Origin of the sequence: Polymorphum gilvum SL003B-26A1 (assembly GCF_000192745.1) — a bacterium.
Lineage (GTDB): Bacteria > Pseudomonadota > Alphaproteobacteria > Rhizobiales > Stappiaceae > Polymorphum > Polymorphum gilvum.
This window is the reverse complement of sequence record NC_015259.1, coordinates 1591329-1608777: the sequence shown is the minus strand read 5'-3', so window position 1 is coordinate 1608777 and position 17449 is coordinate 1591329. Positions and strand designations below refer to the sequence as shown.

Genomic DNA, 17449 nt, shown 5'->3' with positions numbered 1-17449 from the left:
GGCGATCCAAGATGGCAAATCCCCCGAAGGTGAAAGACCCGGCGGAAGCTGCGTTGTCGGCAGTTGAAGAGGCGCTCAAGCTTGATTTCGGCGGCCCCGAGAAGGGATCGGCAGACGGCACTGCGGCTCCCACGGCGGCGCTTGGCGAACAGGCCACGTCCGACAAGACATCGACCGGCACGTCCGAACGCGACGGCGGGGACTCCGGCACAGCGTCGCGCCGCCGCGGCCGGGGCAGCCGTCCGCCCGCGGCGAACGACGACCGGCGGACCATCGGCAACCTGATTTTCGCGCTCCAGCGCCGTCCGTCCACGGCGCCCTTCTGGGTCGCGCTGCTGCTGACGGTCGCCTGGGGGGCGGTCGGCTCGGCGCTGACCCTGTCCACCTTCGGCGACCAGATCGACGCGCTCACCGGCATCGAACAGCTTGCCGGCTCGCCGGCGCTGATCCTGGCCGGCGTCGGCGTCGTCGTGCCGATCCTGTTCTTCTGGGTCATGGCCATGATGATCTGGCGCGCGCAGGAGATGCGCATCGTCGCCCGCGGCATGACCGAGGTCGCCCTGCGCCTCGCCGAGCCGGAGGACATGGCCAAGGAATCGGTGCTCAGCGTCGGCCAGGCGATCCGCCGCGAGGTCGCCGCCATGGGCGACGGCATCGAGCGCGCGATCGCGCGGGCCAGCGAACTCGAAGTGCTGGTCCACAACGAGGTGTCCTCGCTCGAACGCTCCTACAACGACAACGAACTGAAGATCCGCGCCCTGATCGAGGAACTGGTCAGCCAGCGCGAAGCCATCATCGCCAACGCCGAGCGCGTGCGCGAATCGATTTCCGGCGCCCACGAGCAGTTCGCCGGCCAGCTGTCGGTCACGTCCGAGGAGATCGCCCGGACCGTCGACAGCGCCACCGACCGGCTGGTCAATGCCGTCGAGGACCGGATCGCCGAACTGACCGGCACCGTCGACAACCGCATCGACACGCTGAGCGCAAGCCTGACCAGTTCCGGCAACGATCTTGTCGAATCGCTGACGGTGCGGGCGGACGACTATGTCTCGCGCCTGACCACCTCGGGCAGCGAAATGGTCGACAACCTGTCGCGCACCGGCAACGAGTTGTGGGAGACGCTGACGCTGCGCGGTCAGGAGGTCAATGACCGCTTCGCCGCGACGGCAAGCGACTTCGTCGAGACCCTGAGCGCACGCGGCGGCGAGATCAACGACACGCTGAACACCCGCACGCAGGAGTTCACCGAAGCGCTCGAGCGCACGGGCTCGTCGGTCGGCGACACGATCACCCGGCGCGGCGAGGAGATCAACGCGACCCTTGCGCTGACCAGCGGCCGCCTCATCGACACCATCACCGCCCGCACCGAGGACCTGATCGGCACGGTCGACACCCGCGTCACGGACCTCGATACCTCGCTCAGCCGCACCGGCGAGCGCGTCGTCGAGAGCATTTCGCAGCGCGGCCAGGAAGTCACCGACACGATTTCCGTCAAGGGTGCCGAGATCGTCGAGACGCTCGCCGAGCGCAGCACGGAAGTCGCCGAGATCCTGCGCGGCACCGGCGAATCCATCGTCGTCGACCTGTCCCTGCGCGGTGGCGAGATCGCCGCCAAGCTGGACGACACGGCGGCGACGCTGACCGAGACCATCACCGGGCGCGGCGGCGAACTTGCCGAGCGCCTCGGCTCGATCAGCGAACGGATCGAGACCGCCATCACCGTCAACGGCGCGGATCTCGACGATCGCCTCGCCGCCCGCGGACAGGAGATGGCGATGCTCATCGAGAGCCAGACCAGCGGCTTCCGCGAGACTCTCGAGGCCGCTTCGGCCGACATTTCCGCCACCCTCGGCCACCGCACCACCGAACTGGCGCAGAAGCTGGCCGAGACCGGCACCGAGTTGGCGCGTCTCATCGGCACGCGCGGCGAACGCGTAACCAGCGACATCGGCGCGGTCGGCGACAAGATCGCCGAAACGCTCGACAGCCGCGGCCAGGCCTTGCAGGAAGGTCTCGCCGCCCGCCTCGGCGAACTGGAGCAGATCGTCGCCGAACGCGGCAGCCACCTGGTCGAAGCCTTCGACGGGCGCTCCGAGACGCTGGCCCAGACGCTCGACCAGCGCCTCGCCACGCTCGACGCGACCTTCGACAGCCGCATCGGCAGCCTGGATTCCTCGCTCGACAGCCGCATCAACAGCCTGGACCTGACCCTGGAGCAGCGCACTGCCGCCTTCGAGGCGGCACTGGAAACCCGCTCCGCCCTGCTCGCCGACGCGATTGCAAGCCGGACCGAGACGCTGAGCTCGACGCTGGAGGAGAAGTCGCGCACCATCGCCGACGTGCTGGCCGACAAGTCCGACGCCATCACCTTCGAGCTCAGCCGCCGGATCGAGACGGCCGGCGAGTCCCTTGCCGAACGGGCCGAGGACGTCGGGCGCTTCATGGGCGAGCGTGTCGATGCGGCCGCCGCCGCCATGACGGAAAAGGCGGAGCATCTGTCGGAGACCATGCTCACCGGCACCGAACGGATCGACCAGACCCTGGATTCGCGGGCCCGCCAGATCAGCGAGACGCTGATCGCGCGCACCCGCGAGATCGCCAAGGCCTTCGTCGACGGTCAGGCGGAGATGACCAATGCCCTCGACAGCCGTCTCGACCAGGCCGGCAGCGTGCTGGCTCGCCAGAGCGCCGAACTGACCGAGTCCCTGTCCGAGCGCATCGCCGAGTTCAACGTCTCGCTAGGCGCCAAGGTGTTCGAGGTCGCCGAGACGCTCGACACCCGCGCCAACCAACTGGAAACGGTCCTCAACGACCGTCTGGCGTCGATCTCCGGCACCCTGCGCACGGAGGCCGAGCGCGCCCGCGACGCCCTCACCGACGCGATGGCGCAGGCGAGCGAGACGCTGAACGGCGAGAGCAGCCGCGTCCGCGACATGGTGCTGGAAGCGGTATCCCATGCCGCCGCCTCGCTGGCCGAAGAGCGCACCCGCACCGTGGAAACCGTCACCGGCACCTTCGCCGACGTCACCGGCAAGCTGTCGGGCGAAGGCGACCGGCTGCGCCAGCTCGTGCTCGGCGCCGTCGGCGAGGCCCGCGGGGTTCTGGTCGGCGAAAGTCAGAAGGCTGCCGGCGCGGTCAGCGCCGCGATGACCGAAGCCACCAGCGCGCTGTCGGGCGAAGGCAGCCGCGTCCGCGACCTGGTGCTGTCGGCAGTCGCCGAGGCGGCACGCAGCATGGCCGCCGAAAGCGAGAAGGCCCGCACGCTCTATGTCGGCACGTTGGCAGATTTCTCCGGTTCTCTGACCGGCGAGAGCGCCAGGGTGCGCGAGGATCTCGCCCGCACTATCGCGGAAATCTCCGGCAACCTGTCGGCCGAAAGCGAGCAGGCGCGCCTGACGCTGACGCGCACCGCAGAAGAGATGCGCAACCTGATGTCCGGCGAGGCCGACATCGTGCGCACCCGCGTCTCGGGTGCCGTGCAGCAGGCGGCCGAACTCCTGTCGCAGCGCGGCAACGCCGTCGCCAAGGAACTGCTGGACAAGGCCAGCGAGCTCAACGCCGCCTTCGGCACGCGCTCGGACGAGTTCGCGAAGCTGGTCGGCACCGACGGCAACGAACTGATCGCGGCCATCGAGGCGCGCGCCAGCGACCTGACCACCCGGGTCGCCGAGATCCATCGGGCAATCCTCGATGCGGTTGCCGTCAAGGGGCGCGAGGTCACCGACATCTTCGCCCAGAACGGATTGGAAGCGACCCGGTCTCTGGTCGACGCCGGCGACCGGATCATCTCCGGCATCGACGAGCGCAGCCAGCGTGCCGTGGCCATGCTCGACGAGACCAAGCAGCGCCTCGAAGCGGACGTCTCCGACATCCTGCAGCGGCTGGAGCAGTCCAACGCAACGCTGCAGGACGTCATGGCGAGCGCCGGCACCAACCTGTCGGAGATCGAGACCAATCTCGCCCGCCGCGCCGGCGAGTTCCGCACCGCCGTCGACCGCGCGGTGCGCGAGACCAGCGCCTCGACTGGCCTGATCGACGAGCAGGTCACTGCGCTCAAGGACGTCACCAACACGGTTCTGGCCGACATCAAGGCGCTCACGGCGCGCTTCGGCCAGCAGAGCCAGGACCTGACGGCGGCAGCCCGCCATCTCGAGGACACCAACCGGGCGGTCGAAAGCCGCGTCGGTGAACGCAAGACCGCCATCGAGGCGGTGGCCGACACGCTGCTGGCCAAGACCGAAACGGTCGACACGCTGATGCGCACCTTCACCAACACGCTGGCGGAAACCCTCGAGACCGCCGACGACAAGGCCCGCGAGGCCGCCTCCATGCTGGGTGCGGCAGCGGAAGCCGCCTCGCGCCAGGTCGCGGAGCAGTTCGAATCCATGCGGCTGACCGCCGGCATGGAAGGCCAGCGCGCCCGCGACGCGATCCGCTCCGTGCAGGACGAGATCATGGCCGAGATGGGCCGGACGGTGTCCGAGGCATCCGAGCGCTTCAACGAGGCGGCGTCGCGCATGCGCGACGTCGCCCGCGAGGTGCACCGCGAACTGGAAGCGACGCGCAAGGAACTGAAGGACGGCGTGCTGAACCTGCCGGAGGAGGCGGAGGAATCCACCGCCGCCCTGCGCAAGGTGGTCAACGAGCAGATCCGGGCGCTGACCGAGCTGTCGGAGATCGTTGCCCGCCAGTCCAACGCCCTCGACATCTCGCGTCCGCAGGAACGGGTCGCATCCGCCGCGTTCCCGGCATCGGGCCGCTCGTCCGCATCGCCGCGCAGCGAGGCGGAGCCGCGCTCCGCGGCAGCGCCGCAGCGGCCTGCCGAGCCGGCGCGCCGCACCCCGGCGCCCGAGCCCTCAGCAGGAGTCGGCACCGAGCCGCCTGCCAAGGGCTGGGTCGCAGACCTGCTGCGCCGCGCTTCGCGCGACGAGGAGACAGGGGCCGGAGCGAGCAAACCTGGCCGCTCGGCGCTGCACATGGTCGAGAGCCTCAACTCGCTGTCGATGGACATCGCCCGGGCGATCGACCACGAGACCTTCATCGACCTGTGGGACCGCTACAAGCGCGGCGAGCGACACGTGTTCACGCGCCGCCTGTACACCCTGCAGGGCCAGCAGACCTTCGACGAGATCCGGCAGAAATACGGCCGCGATCCTGAATTCAGGACCGCCGTCGATCGCTACATTACCGACTTCGAGCAGCTTCTTGCCCAGGTCTCGCGCAACGACCGCGACAACATGCTGGGCCAGACCTACCTCACCTCGGACACGGGCAAGGTCTACACCATGCTCGCCCATGCCAGCGGCCGCCTCGACTAAGGCGTCGCCAGCCAGAAAACGCGAAAGGAGGCCCGGCGGATGCGCCGGGCCTCCGCTTGTTGATGAACTTACAGCCTCTCCGGTGTCATTCCGGCCAAGCGGAGCACGAGCCGGAACCGGAGAGCCGCGGTGTCAACCATCTCAATGAAGGAGGCCGATAGGCCCCCGACTCACCGATCCCGCATCTGCGCTTCGCTGCGTGCGGGATGCGCGTTTGGAGGTTTGTCCGCAGTCGGACCCGGCGGAGATGCCGAACCTCCTGCATTCAGGGCTTCGAGAGGCGGCGGCCTACGGCTCACACCTTGTCGAGTACCCAGACCGCGATCTCGCGGAACACCTGGTCGGCGGCCCGGTTCATGGCCGCGACGGCCCTGTCGACCGTCGTGCCGCCGGCCGGGACCACGGCGGTGAACACACGCGAGGCGACGGTGCGCCCGTTGCGGTCATTGATCAGCTTGGCGGCAATCTCGACGACGGCGCGGTCCGGCCCGTCGATATTGAGCTCGAAGGAGCGCAGATCCGTCTGCAGCTGGAAGTCGATCAGCAGGCCCTCGCCCGGCAAACCGACGCCGCGCAGCCGGCCCGTGTTCTCCAGGGTCTGGACCAGCTTCGCCTGCACCACGTTGGGCAACGTATCGGCCCAGGCTGCCTGCGGGAAGTAGCTGTAGGCGGGGCCCTTGTCGACAACGGCGATGTTGCCGGTGTCGAGCGCCTTGAGCGCACGCGGCGCGGGCACCAGCACCTGGACGGGGCGGCTGCGGCCGTCGGCGATGTCGTCGGGTGCGGTCAGCCCGTAGAGAGCCGACGGGGCCGTGCTGGCGCAGCCGCCGAGAAGCAGCCCCACGCCCGCCAGGGCGAGCAGGCTCCGCCGCCCAAGTCCTTTCCCGACCTCGTCCATTCCCTCGCGCCCCCGGCTCCCTCGTTGCGCCTCAGTCATATCAGCGCCTCTGCCCGCCGCCAAACCGCGGCACGTCCTCGCCGCCGAAGATCACCCGGTTCGGATTGCGGTCGAAATTCTCGACCGCCCGCTGGATGCTGACGAAGGTCCGGTTGACCTGGCCGAGCGCGGCCGTCAGGTCGGCCGTTCCCTGGTTGGCGAATTTCGACAGCCCGCTGGCTATGCCGTCGGCACGGCTTTCGAAGGCCTCGGCCACCTTGCGGATCGCCTCGGCCGCCCGCGTCGCCTCGACGATGAAGCCCTCTCCGTCGCCATCGACCATGGTGCCGACCTTGCTGACGATCTCGTCGACCCGTGCCGAGGCGGCATTGAGATTGGTCGCGATCTGCTTCGCGTCGGTTATGATCTGGTCGACGTCGGCGGTGCGCGCCGACAGGTCGGCGGACATCTTCTCGATGGTGCCGGCGGCATTGCGGGCCGATGCGATGGTCGCCTCGATCGCCTCACCCTGACCGGACAGCTTTCCGGTGACCTCTTCGACCGACGCCACGATGTTGGATACCTTCTGAGGATCGATCGCCTGAACCACCTCGGTCGTGCGTTCGACGCCTGTGCCGATCTTGCCGACCACATCGCGCGCGCCGGCGATGAAGGCTGAAATGTCCTCCTCCCGGGCCCGTATCGACGACGATACGGAGCGGATATTGTCCATGGTCTCACCGGTGCTGGCAATCAGCGTGTCGAGTTCGGCAGAACGCTTCTCCAGAACCGCGCCCAGCGCACCGGCGCCGGCCACCGCCTTTTCGACGTCCTCCGGCCTGACGGCCTTGATCACGGCCTCGACGCCATCCATCCCGGCGTTCAGCCGTTCGGTGAACTGCTGCAGGTTGGCGGTCGCGCTCTCCGCCTCTGCCACCATCTGCCGAATATCCGGGGCGATCTCCTTGAGCGAGGCGGTGAAGTCGGTGACGTTGCCGACCATCTCCTCGACCTTGTCAGACGGTACGGCGGCGAGAATCCGCTCCCCCTGCTCGACGAGCCCCTCCATCCGTCCCGACAGACTGCTGAAGGCCTCCGTCGCCTTGCCGACGCTGGCCATGAATCCCTCGACGCCGTCCGCGTTCTCGGCCAGGGCTTTGGAGAAGGTCTCCACGTTCCTGACGATCTCCGAGATCGCCGGGCGGCTCTCCTGCAGCACGGAATTCAGGGTGTCGAGCGTGGTGTCGGCCTTCTTGAGCACGTCCCGGCCGTTCTCGAGGATGTCGTCGAAGAACGACCGGTCGGCATAGATCACCGGTTCGCTTTCCATGTCGGGCTGGATAAGCAACGGTGTCTCGGTCGAGCCGCCCTTGAGGTCGACATAGGCGACGCCGGTCAGACCCTGAAAGCCAAGTGTCGCCCGGATGTCCCGACGCAGGGGCGCGTTCGGGTTCACGCGGATGGTGGCAATGACCACCTGGGGATCCGTCTGGTCGAAGTCGAGACTGCCGACATCGCCGATCTTGATACCGTTGAACAGTACCTGACCGCCGATCGGCAGGCCCGTGACCGGACCAGGAAAGATCACCTTGACGTTGACGCTCTGGCGCGAATCCACCGTCGCCGCCAGCCAATAGATGAACACGAAGGCAGCGAAGAGGATGCCGAGGACGAACCCGCCGATCAGGACATAATTTGCGCGGGTTTCCATCAGAGCCCCTTCAAACCCGGCGCAGGGCGCGCTCACCCCGAAAATACGCCTTCACCCACGGATGGTCGCTGGCCATCATGTCGTCGATCGTTCCCGCCAACAAGACCCGCTTCTCGGCCAGAACGGCGATCCGGTCGCAGATCGAATGCAGGCTGTCCAGGTCGTGCGTGACCATGTAGACGGTCAGCCCGAGCGTCTGGCGCAATTTCGCGATCAGCCCATCGAACGCGGCCGCACCGATCGGGTCAAGTCCCGACGTCGGCTCGTCCAGAAACACCAGATCCGGATCGAGCGCAAGAGCGCGGGCCAGACTGGCGCGCTTGACCATGCCCCCCGACAGTTCCGACGGGTATTTGTCGGCTGCATCGCGCGGCAGACCGACCAGTTCCAGCTTCAGCCAGGCGAGTTCGTCCATCAATTGCTGCGACAGCGTGGTGTACTCGCGCATCGGCACCTGGATATTCTGCTTCACCGTCAGCGACGAAAACAGCGCGCCCTGCTGAAACAGCACGCCCCAGCGGCGCTCGATCTGGTTGCGCTGTTCCGGCGCAGCGGTGTCGAGATCCTGCCCGAACACCTCGATCCGCCCGGACCGGCGCGGCGTCAGGCCGAGGATGGCGCGCATGAGCACCGACTTGCCCGTCCCCGAGCCGCCGACGAAGCCGAGCACCTCGCCGCGGTAGACGTCGAGATCGAGATGTTCGAGCACCAGCTTGGAGCCGAAGCCGACCGTGACGTCGCGTGCGGCAAGGATCACCTCTCGGCTCTGGCCGGCAAGTGCCGGCGGCTGGTCGGTCCTTTGGCCGGCGAGTGCCGGTGCCTGGCTGGCAATGGTGTGCGTCGCGCCCATCGCCTCACCCTAGACGTCGATCGCCGCGAAGAAAATCGCGAACAGGCCGTCGACGACGATGACCAGGAAGATCGCCTTGACCACCGACATGGTCGTATGGCGGCCGAGGGAATCGGCCGAACCGCCGACCTTGAGACCCTCGACGCAGGCGATCAGGCCGATGATCAGCGCCATGAACGGCGCCTTGACCATGCCGACAAGGAAGGTCTGGAACGAGATGGCCTCCTCCAGCCGGGCCATGTAGGCGGCCGGCGGGATGCCGAGGTAGGACCAGGTGACGAGGCCGGAACCGAACAGGGCGGCGATGTCGGAGACGAAGGTCAGCACCGGCATGGCAACCATCAGCGCCAACAGGCGCGGCAGGATCAGGACCTCGGTCACGCTCAGGCCGATGACATGGAGGGCGTCGATCTCCTCCTGCATCTTCATCGATCCGAGTTCGGCGGTGAAGGCCGATCCCGACCGGCCAGCGACCATGATCGCGGTCAAGAGCACGCCGATCTCGCGCAGGACCAGCACGCCGGCGAGGTCGACGACAAACAGGTCGGCGCCGAACTGGCGCAGGTAGAAGCCGCCCTGCTGGGCGATGATCGCGCCGATCAGGAAACTCATCAGCGCGATGATCGGCACGGCGCCGATGCACGACTTGTCGAACTGGACCGCGATCGATATGCCGCGCAGCCGCCCGGGTCGGAACAGGACGCCGGCGACCACGACGCTGAGCGAGCCCAGGATGTGCATCATCGCCACGAGGTCCTTGCCGGCGTCGACGACATGGCGGCCGGTCGTCTCCAGGACGCTGACGATGGAATAGCGATACCGTTCCGGCGACCACGGCGGCGGGTGGTGGGCGTCGACCTCGGACAGCAGCAATTCGTACTTGGGCGCCACACCCGTCAGGATCACCCGCACGCCCGCGAATTCGATCCGGCCGCGCATGCGGTGGAGCAGCCAGGCGCCCGAGGTGTCCAGAACGGAGATCCCCGAAAGGTCGATCCGAACCGTTCCCACGTCGGAGGTGTCGATCACGCCGAGCGCGGCTTCGGCGTCCATCGCGGTGTGGATGGTCCAGTCGCCGGACAGGGCGACGGCGAGACGGTCGCCGTCGCGGCCGATCCTGCAGGCCGGCTTCGTGGGTTCATCCAGAAAGGCCATGTCGCGACGAGCACGCCCCCTTGCCGCTGTGAAGGACATCCTCGTATACCTGACAGGAAGGCTGGGCGTCCAGACGAACCGGCCCTCCCCCTTCTGCGACTGGACACCTGCCATGGATATTGCCCACCCATATCTGATGTTTCTCGGCGACGTACCGGACTCCCTGGCAGCGAAGACCGCCCTCGGTGTGGTCGACTGGCGCAGGGAATGGTGTCTCGGCCAACTCAGGCTGCCCGGCTGCCAGGCTGATGCGGGACTGCCGGAGATGGGCATCGCGGAAGCCGCGGCCAAAGGGGTGCGGACGATGATCGTCGGCGCGGTCAATGCCGGCGGGCGGCTGCCGGACCACTGGGTCGCCTCGATCGTCGCCGCGCTGGATGCCGGCCTCGACGTCGCCAGCGGCCTGCATGTCCGGCTCGGCTCGATCCCGGCCATCCGCGAGGCGTCCGAGCGCAACGGCCGCAAGCTGTTCGACGTGCGCCACACCAGTGAGACCTTCGCCACCGGCAAGGGCAGCAAGCGCAGCGGCAGGCGCATCCTGACCGTCGGCACCGACTGCTCGGTCGGCAAGAAATACACCGCCCTGGCCCTTGAGCGGGAAATGCGCGCGCAGGGCTACGACTGCGACTTCCGCGCCACCGGCCAGACCGGCGTGTTCATTTCCGGGCGCGGCGTCGCCATCGACGCGGTCGTTGCGGATTTCATCTCCGGCGCGGTCGAATGGCTGTCGCCGGCCGCCGCCGACAGCCACTGGGACGTCATCGAGGGCCAGGGCTCTCTGTTCCACCCCTCCTTCGCCGGCGTCAGCCTCGGGCTGCTGCACGGCGCCCAGCCGGACGCCTTCGTCGTCTGCCACGAGCCCACCCGCACGGCGATGCGCGGCGTCGCCACGCCCCTGCCGACGATCCGCGAGGTCGTCGACCTTACGATCCGCTGCGGCAGTCTGACCAATCCAGCAATCCGCTGCATCGGCATCGCGGTCAACACGGCCGCGCTCGGCGAGACGGAGGCGCGCACCTACCTGCTGAGCCTGGAGAGCGAATACGGCCTGCCGGCGACCGATCCGGTTCGCTTCGGCGTCGCCGGCATCGTCGCACGCGTCGCCTCGGAGTTCGGCACGCCATGACACGCATGCTTGAGGCCGTCCACGAACGCTGGGAGATCGCGGGCGGCTTCGCCATCTCGCGCGGCAGCCGCACCCATGCGGACGTCGTCGTGGCGACGATCCGCGACGGCGCGCACCTCGGGCGCGGCGAATGCGTGCCCTACGCCCGCTACGGCGAGAGCATCGACGGCGTGCTCGCCCAGATCGCCTCGACGGCCCCCCTCATCGAGGCCGGCCTGACGCGGACCGACCTGCAGGCCTTACTGCCCGCCGGAGCGGCGCGCAACGCGCTCGACTGCGCGTTGTGGGACCTGGAGGCGAAGCGTGCGGCCAGCACGGCAGCCGCCCTCGCCGGCCTCGCGTCGCTGAAACCGCTGACCACAGCCTTCACCATCAGCGTCGGCACGCCGGAGAAGATGGCCGCGGACGCCGGCAAGGCCGCGTCCAGGCCGCTGCTCAAGGTCAAGCTCGGCGGTGCCGGTGATGTCGAGCGCATCGCCGCCGTTCGTGCGGCCGCGCCGCAAGCGCGCCTGATCGTCGACGCCAACGAGGCCTGGGATCCGTCCTGCTTCGCCGACAACATGGCCGCCTGCGTCACCGCCGGCGTGGAACTGATCGAACAACCCTTGCCGAGCGGCGACGACGGCCTGCTGGCGACGGTCGCCCGCCCGATCACGATCTGCGCTGACGAAAGCCTGCACACACGCGACGATCTCTCCGCCCTGCGCATCCGCTACGACGCGGTCAACATCAAGCTGGACAAGGCCGGCGGCCTGACCGAGGCGCTGCTGCTGGCGAAAGAGGCGCGCGCGCACGGCTTCGCGGTCATGGTCGGCTGCATGCTGGGCACCTCCCTCGCCATGGCGCCTGCAGTGTTGGTGGCGCAGGACGCCGACTACGTCGACCTCGACGGGCCGCTCCTGCTCAGCCGCGACCGCGAACCCGGCCTGAGGTTCGAGGCGAGCCGCCTCTATCCGCCGGAGCCCGCGCTCTGGGGCTGAGACGCAGGCCCGTCCTTCGCCTCCATCGCCCGCTGCATGCGTCCCTTGACGACGGCGAGGCCGCCGAGCGCCGCCGCCGAGGATAGCGACATGGCCCAGAACGCCCATTCCGGTGCTGCCGCATAGAGCGGGCCGCAGGCCGCCATGCCGGCCGCCATCAGGATGCCGGTCGACGTCGCCGCCAGGCTCTGGCCGGTCGCCGCCCAGCGTGCGGGCACCACCTGCGACAGGAAGCCGACGGTGCCCAGATGCACGGCACCGAAACTGAGGCCGTGGAGACCCTGCAGCACGGCCATCGGGACCGGCGCCACCGCGAGCGGAAACAGGGCCCATCGCAGCACAGCCGCCAGCGCGCCGATGGCCAGCAGCTGGATCGGACCGATCCACGCCGGCAGGCGACCGGCGAAGGAGAACAGCGCAATCTCGGTGACCACGCCGAGCGACCACAGCACGCCGATGGCGGCTTCTGCGACCCCCGTATCGCGCCAGAAGATCGTGCCGAACGCATAGTAGGCCGCGTGGCTTCCCTGCAGCAGACCGATGACGGCCAGGGCGCCCAGGAACCACGGCCTTGCCAACACGGCCGGCTTCGCGCCCTGCCCGGCCGCCTCGTTCCGCTGCCCTCTGTGCATTGGCGGCAGCGTCGCCGCAACCACGCCAGTCGCAAGCAGGGAGAACAGGATTCCGGCAACGATCGGCAGCGTCGACCATGCCGCTATGACCCAGCCGCCGGCCAGATTGGCGACGATGAAGGCGATCGACCCCCACAGCCTCATGCGGCCGTAATCGCCGCCGTCCTCGCGCACAACGTCCAGCGCATAGGCATCGGCGAGCGGCACGATCGGGGACCAGAAGATCATCAGGCAGACGACGGCGGCAAGCGTCGCCGGATAGCCTGAGGTTGCTGCAAACAGGATGAGCGTGGCAACGCCGGCGAGTGAATAGCCGAGGATCGACAGCCGCCGTCGCCCGGTCCGGTCGGACAGGCCGGTAAGGATCGGGCCAGCCGCGATCCTGGCCGCCGTCGCAAGTCCCAGGATGACACCGATTTCCGAAACGGAAAGGGAGCGGGCCGCAAGCACGAGCGGAAAGAACGGCAGGAAAAGTCCCATGCCGAGGAAGTGGACGGCGAACAGGCCGCTCACCCGCGTCGACAGGCCGGATGCCGTTTGCTGCATGGAATGCGTCCGAAATCTGAGAACCCAAAAATTTCTTAACTCTTTGGGCTTTAACATTTGTCCGAGTGTCGACCCTCCGGCGAATCGGCGGACGGCGGCGTGGCGAACAAGGCATCGAGACATTTACGATGGCATCAAGCGAACCGCCAGTCCTGATCCAGGAAAACGAATACAACACCCTCGAGCAGACGCTTTCTGAGTCCGATCGCGGGCGGCGATTCCTGGCGGAATACCTGCGCCGGCATCGCAGTTCGGAGACGACGTCGATCCTCGACGCGATCGGGCGGCTGGAAAGGCTCATGCGCCGCGAGCGCACGGTGCCTGATCTCGACCGCATCCGGCTCGACATCGCCGACATGCACGAGGCCATCGAGCGCACCAAGCGCGAGATCGCCAACATCAAGCAGGAGGAGGCGGACGGTAACCGCTTCACCGACGCGTCGCTCGAACTCGATGCCATCGTCACCCAGACCGAGGGCGCGACCCAGGACATCCTCAACGCCGCCGAGAAGATCCAAGAGCAGGCGTGGATCCTGCGCGAGGCCGGCGCCGACGAGACCGTGTGCGACGAGATCGACGCCAAGGCGACCGAGATCTTCATGGCCTGCTCGTTCCAGGACCTGACCGGCCAGCGCACACAGAAGGTCGTCCAGGTGCTCCGCTACCTCGAGAGCCGCATCAACCTGATGATCGGCATCTGGGGCATCGAGGAGGTCACCGCGGAAGAAACCGCCGGTCCGGTGGACACGCGTCCGGATGCTCATCTGCTGAACGGACCGCAGCGGGCGGGCATGGGCGTCAGCCAGACAGACATCGACGACATGCTGGGGGCAGAGGCCACGGCAGCCGATCCGACTGCCGACATCGACTTCGATTCGATCGACATCGGCGACGACGAGCCGCATTCCGTCGACGCGGACGCTGACGCATCGCTCGGCCTCGATCCGGGCGACGATACCTTCGGCTTCGATCCGGGCGAGGAACTCGACGCGGCGACCATCGATTCCATCTTCGACGAGACGCCGTCGTCCGAGGACACGGACGTCGACGACCTCGACCTGTCTGGAGAAATGGACGAGGACAAGATCGCCAAGCTTTTCGACCTGGTCGGCAAGGCCGCCGAGTCCTCCGCGGATGCCGCCTGGGAGGAGGAAGAGGAACGCGCGACGGTCGATCTTGTCGACGACGATCCGCTCGCGCAGCTCACCGAGGCGGAACGCCAGTCGCTTTTTAGCTGAGCCCCGGATTTCCGACTGACGAAAAGGCGCTGCATCCCCTGCGGCGCTGAGGCTGCCGACGACCTCCAAACGCGTCATCCCGCACGCAGCGAAGCGCAGATGCGGATCGGTGAGCCGGGGGCCTCTCGGTCTCCTTCGTTGAGATGGTTGACGCCGTGGCTCTCCGGTTCCGGCTCGCGCTCCGCTTGGCCGGAATGACAGCGGAGAGGCTGCAAGTTTGTCGGCACTCTGGGCGCCGCATCCCCTGCGGCACCTTTCGTTTAACCCTGCAACGACGAGGCTTGGCCGGGATCAGCCGGCGAGGACCTGCTGGAAGAAGGTCTTCGCCTGAGAGCCAAGGGTATGAGCCTGGCTCCTGAGATCGGCCGACATCGTCGAGATCTGCTCGGCGGAGGCGCGCGTCCCCGTCACCGCACCCTGGACCGCCACGACCTCCTGCGACACCGTCGCCGTGCCCGCAGCCGCCGTCTGGACATTGCGCGAGATCTCGCTGGTCGCGGCCATCTGCTGCTCCACCGCCGCCGCGATCTCCGAGGCGATCCGGGCGACCTGCTCGACGGTCTCGGTGATCCGCTGGATGTCGTCGACCGACTGGCGCGTCGCCTTCTGGATGGCCGCCACCTGCTCGGTGATCTCCTCGGTCGCCTTGGTCGTCTGGCTGGCCAGTTCCTTCACTTCCGCCGCCACGACGGCGAAGCCGCGGCCCATCTCGCCGGCGCGGGCCGCCTCGATGGTGGCGTTGAGCGCCAGGAGGTTGGTCTGCCCGGCTATGTCGGAGATCAACTCGATGACCGAGCCGACGGTCTCCGCCGCGCCCGACAGGCTCCGGACCGACTCGTTGGTGCGCCGCGCACCGTCCAACGCCTCCTGTGATATGGTGCGCGAGGCGATTGCCTGGCGACTGATCTCGGCAATGGACGCGGTCATCTCCTCGGTCGCCGCGGCGCTGGAGTGGACGCCGCGCGAGGTCTCCGCGCTCGAGCGCTCCATCGCCTCGACCCGTACGCTCGTCTCGCGCGCGACACCGGTCAGGGCGCCGGCGGTCTGGCCAAGCGCCTCAGAAGCGTTTCCGAGGGCCTGCAGCGCACCGTTCATGACGGCGTCGAAATCGCGCACGGCGAGCTTGATCTGCTCCTCGCGCGCCATCGCCCGCTCGATCATCGCCTCGCTGTAGGTCGAGATCGCCATGTCCATGTCCAGCAGCACGACCTTGGTCACCACGCCGGTCAGGCGCGCCGCCTTCGGCCCCGAGAAGCGGTGCCTAGCGCCGAGCACGCCGATCAGCTTGGTCAGGATGTAGCCGTAGCCGCCGATGTACCAGCTCGGCTCAAGCCCGATCCGCACATGCGCCCGTCCGATGCGCAAGGCACTCTCGTAATAAGCCTCGCCGAAACCGCCGCAGAACAGCTGCTTCCAGTGTTTCAGCTGCGCCGAGACCAGCCGGGCTTCCTGCCCGCCGGCGATCGCGGCAAGCGTCGGAACCCGCCTGACATGATCGTAGAAGCCGTTGAGAATGTCCGGCAGCGCCGGTTCGATCAGAGCCCAGATCTCTTTCGCAATATGCATTTCGTCGCGACCGATCTGCAGGAAGGATAACCGGTCGGCCATGGACTGGGTGGACATTCGTACTCCATAAAAAAAATCGCGCACAGGCCACCGCGGCAGCGACATCTGCTTTCGATATTAGCGACCAACCGTGCGAGCCCAACAGGGCGGCTTTTAAGTATATTCTTTCAATGAATCGTTAAGCGGACATTTAAAATACAAAAGCCGGAACAAAGTGAAAGACGCAGAGTAATATAAATTAGCCTAGAGGATGATAAATAATAAATCTGGTAAATGCTATGGAATATAAATTAAAATTGACATCGTGAAAAATAAGCTAAAATCAAAAATTACATACAATAGGAAATGGGAAAATAATAAGAAATATGCACCATATATTCCGCAGAGGAAGATAACTCCGAGTGCGGCAGCGGTCAGAGCGCCAGCGCCAGCGCCCGCATCATCATCTGCGGATCGACGTTGCCGCCGGACAGCACCAGGGCAACGCAGGAACACGCCGCCGGAACCTTGCCGCCAAGCACAGCGGCGAGCGCGACCGCCCCGCCCGGTTCGACGACGAGCTTGAGTTCGCTGAAGGCGAAGGCGACGGCCGCAAGCGCTTCCCGGTCCGATACGACGAGACCCGAGGCGCGGCGGCGGCTGAGGATGGCAAAGCCGGTTTCGCCGGGCCTCTCGGTCAGGATCGCGTCGCAGACCGAGCCTCCCGTGCGCGCGTTTTCCAGCCTGCGGCCGGCGGCAAGGGAGCGCGCATAGTCGTCGAAGCCTTCGGGTTCGGCAGTGAAGACGCGGCACGCCGGCAGGTCGTCCTCGAGCGCAAGCGCGATGCCGCCGGTCAACCCGCCGCCGCCCGTGCAGGAGACGATAGCGTCCGGCTCGACGCCAAGCTCGCGTGCCTGCTCGGCCATTTCAAGGCCCACGGTGCCCTGCCCGGCGATCACGCCGGGATCGTTGAACGGATGCACGAAGGTTGCCCCCGACGCCCGGCACAGGTCGGCGGCGATCGCCTCGCGGTCCTCTTCGCCGCGCCGGTAGGTGACCACCTCGGCACCGAGGCGGCGCGTGCGCGCCAACTTGATCGCCGGCGCGTCCTCCGGCATCACGATCGTCGCCGGCATGCCGAGCAGGCGCGCCGCCTCTGCCACGCCCTGGGCATGGTTGCCGGAGGAACAGGCGACGACGCCGGCAGCCCGCCGGTCCGCGGGGATCATCGACAGGCGGTTGAAGGCGCCGCGGAACTTGAACGAGCCGGTGCGCTGCAGGCATTCGGGCTTGACCAACACGCGTCGCCCTGACGCCTCGTCGAGGACGGGAAAGCTCAGCAACGGCGTGCGCACGGCCATGCCGCGCAGGCGTTCGCGCGCATTGAGGATGTCCTGCCGTGTAACCGCCTCTGCCATCGGGTGCCTCCGTGCCGTATCCTTCCGCACGTATCAGCGCCCGCAGAGCTTGG

General features: G+C 67.4%; 11 protein-coding genes. 4 read left to right on the top strand and 7 right to left on the bottom strand.

The window, feature by feature from the left end; translation table 11 throughout:
* The first annotated feature begins 11 nt into the window (after positions 1–11).
* Positions 12–5318 carry an apolipoprotein A-IV repeat region-like domain-containing protein gene (locus tag SL003B_RS07560; RefSeq protein ID WP_013652242.1) on the top strand — a complete coding sequence of 1769 codons (5307 nt, stop codon included), beginning with the start codon at positions 12–14 and terminating at the stop codon, positions 5316–5318.
* A 295-nt stretch (positions 5319–5613) separates the two neighbouring features.
* Here SL003B_RS07560 and SL003B_RS07555 read toward each other — a convergent pair whose 3' ends face one another.
* From SL003B_RS07555 to SL003B_RS07540, 4 genes are read right to left on the bottom strand one after another with little or no spacing between them, the layout of a single operon-like run.
* Complete coding sequence (locus SL003B_RS07555; protein WP_013652241.1) at positions 5614–6216, bottom strand: ABC-type transport auxiliary lipoprotein family protein; 603 nt, start codon at positions 6214–6216, stop codon at positions 5614–5616.
* A gap of 40 nt (positions 6217–6256) precedes the next feature.
* Positions 6257–7906, bottom strand: coding sequence for an MlaD family protein (locus SL003B_RS07550; RefSeq protein ID WP_013652240.1), 1650 nt, complete (start codon positions 7904–7906; stop codon positions 6257–6259).
* Between the two features lie 10 nt (positions 7907–7916).
* Entirely contained in the window at positions 7917–8756 is an 840-nt protein-coding gene (locus SL003B_RS07545) for an ABC transporter ATP-binding protein (protein ID WP_013652239.1), read from the bottom strand.
* Between the two features lie 9 nt (positions 8757–8765).
* A complete protein-coding gene (locus tag SL003B_RS07540; RefSeq protein WP_013652238.1) occupies positions 8766–9911 on the bottom strand; it encodes an ABC transporter permease in 1146 nt (381 codons plus the stop codon).
* Positions 9912–10023: 112 nt separating this feature from the next.
* Here SL003B_RS07540 and dgcN point away from each other — a divergent pair, with 112 nt between their 5' ends.
* On the top strand, positions 10024–11037 hold the full coding sequence (gene dgcN / locus SL003B_RS07535; RefSeq protein WP_013652237.1) for an N-acetyltransferase DgcN: 1014 nt from the start codon (positions 10024–10026) through the stop codon (positions 11035–11037).
* Between the two features lie 5 nt (positions 11038–11042).
* Entirely contained in the window at positions 11043–12017 is a 975-nt protein-coding gene (gene dgcA, locus SL003B_RS07530; RefSeq protein ID WP_206771979.1) for an N-acetyl-D-Glu racemase DgcA, read from the top strand.
* Here the strand turns inward: dgcA and SL003B_RS07525 are convergent.
* The gene (locus SL003B_RS07525; protein ID WP_013652235.1) at positions 11987–13195 is read right to left on the bottom strand and encodes an MFS transporter; all 1209 of its coding nucleotides are present in this window, start codon (positions 13193–13195) and stop codon (positions 11987–11989) included. The two genes, dgcA and SL003B_RS07525, sit on opposite strands and share 31 nt — an antisense overlap.
* A gap of 128 nt (positions 13196–13323) precedes the next feature.
* Between SL003B_RS07525 and SL003B_RS22265 the strand changes: the two genes are divergently transcribed.
* Positions 13324–14433, top strand: a complete 1110-nt coding sequence (locus SL003B_RS22265; RefSeq protein ID WP_013652234.1) for a protein phosphatase CheZ — start codon at positions 13324–13326, stop codon at positions 14431–14433.
* A 291-nt stretch (positions 14434–14724) separates the two neighbouring features.
* On the opposite strand, the gene SL003B_RS07515 is transcribed toward SL003B_RS22265, so the two are convergent.
* Together SL003B_RS07515 and SL003B_RS07510 are read right to left on the bottom strand one after the other, a co-directional pair.
* Positions 14725–16056 (bottom strand): globin-coupled sensor protein, encoded by a 1332-nt coding sequence (locus tag SL003B_RS07515; RefSeq protein WP_013652233.1) that lies wholly within the window; start codon positions 16054–16056, stop codon positions 14725–14727.
* Positions 16057–16412: 356 nt separating this feature from the next.
* A complete protein-coding gene (locus SL003B_RS07510) occupies positions 16413–17396 on the bottom strand; it encodes a threonine ammonia-lyase (RefSeq protein WP_013652232.1) in 984 nt (327 codons plus the stop codon).
* Positions 17397–17449 lie beyond the last annotated feature (53 nt).

Coding starts and splice junctions, on each gene's coding strand:
- SL003B_RS07560 (WP_013652242.1), top strand. CDS start 12: ATGGCAAATCCCCCGAAGGTGAAAGACCCGGCGGAAGCTGCGTTGTCG.
- SL003B_RS07555 (WP_013652241.1), bottom strand. CDS start 6,216: ATGGACGAGGTCGGGAAAGGACTTGGGCGGCGGAGCCTGCTCGCCCTG.
- SL003B_RS07550 (WP_013652240.1), bottom strand. CDS start 7,906: ATGGAAACCCGCGCAAATTATGTCCTGATCGGCGGGTTCGTCCTCGGC.
- SL003B_RS07545 (WP_013652239.1), bottom strand. CDS start 8,756: ATGGGCGCGACGCACACCATTGCCAGCCAGGCACCGGCACTCGCCGGC.
- SL003B_RS07540 (WP_013652238.1), bottom strand. CDS start 9,911: ATGGCCTTTCTGGATGAACCCACGAAGCCGGCCTGCAGGATCGGCCGC.
- dgcN (WP_013652237.1), top strand. CDS start 10,024: ATGGATATTGCCCACCCATATCTGATGTTTCTCGGCGACGTACCGGAC.
- dgcA (WP_206771979.1), top strand. CDS start 11,043: ATGCTTGAGGCCGTCCACGAACGCTGGGAGATCGCGGGCGGCTTCGCC.
- SL003B_RS07525 (WP_013652235.1), bottom strand. CDS start 13,195: ATGCAGCAAACGGCATCCGGCCTGTCGACGCGGGTGAGCGGCCTGTTC.
- SL003B_RS22265 (WP_013652234.1), top strand. CDS start 13,324: ATGGCATCAAGCGAACCGCCAGTCCTGATCCAGGAAAACGAATACAAC.
- SL003B_RS07515 (WP_013652233.1), bottom strand. CDS start 16,056: ATGTCCACCCAGTCCATGGCCGACCGGTTATCCTTCCTGCAGATCGGT.
- SL003B_RS07510 (WP_013652232.1), bottom strand. CDS start 17,396: ATGGCAGAGGCGGTTACACGGCAGGACATCCTCAATGCGCGCGAACGC.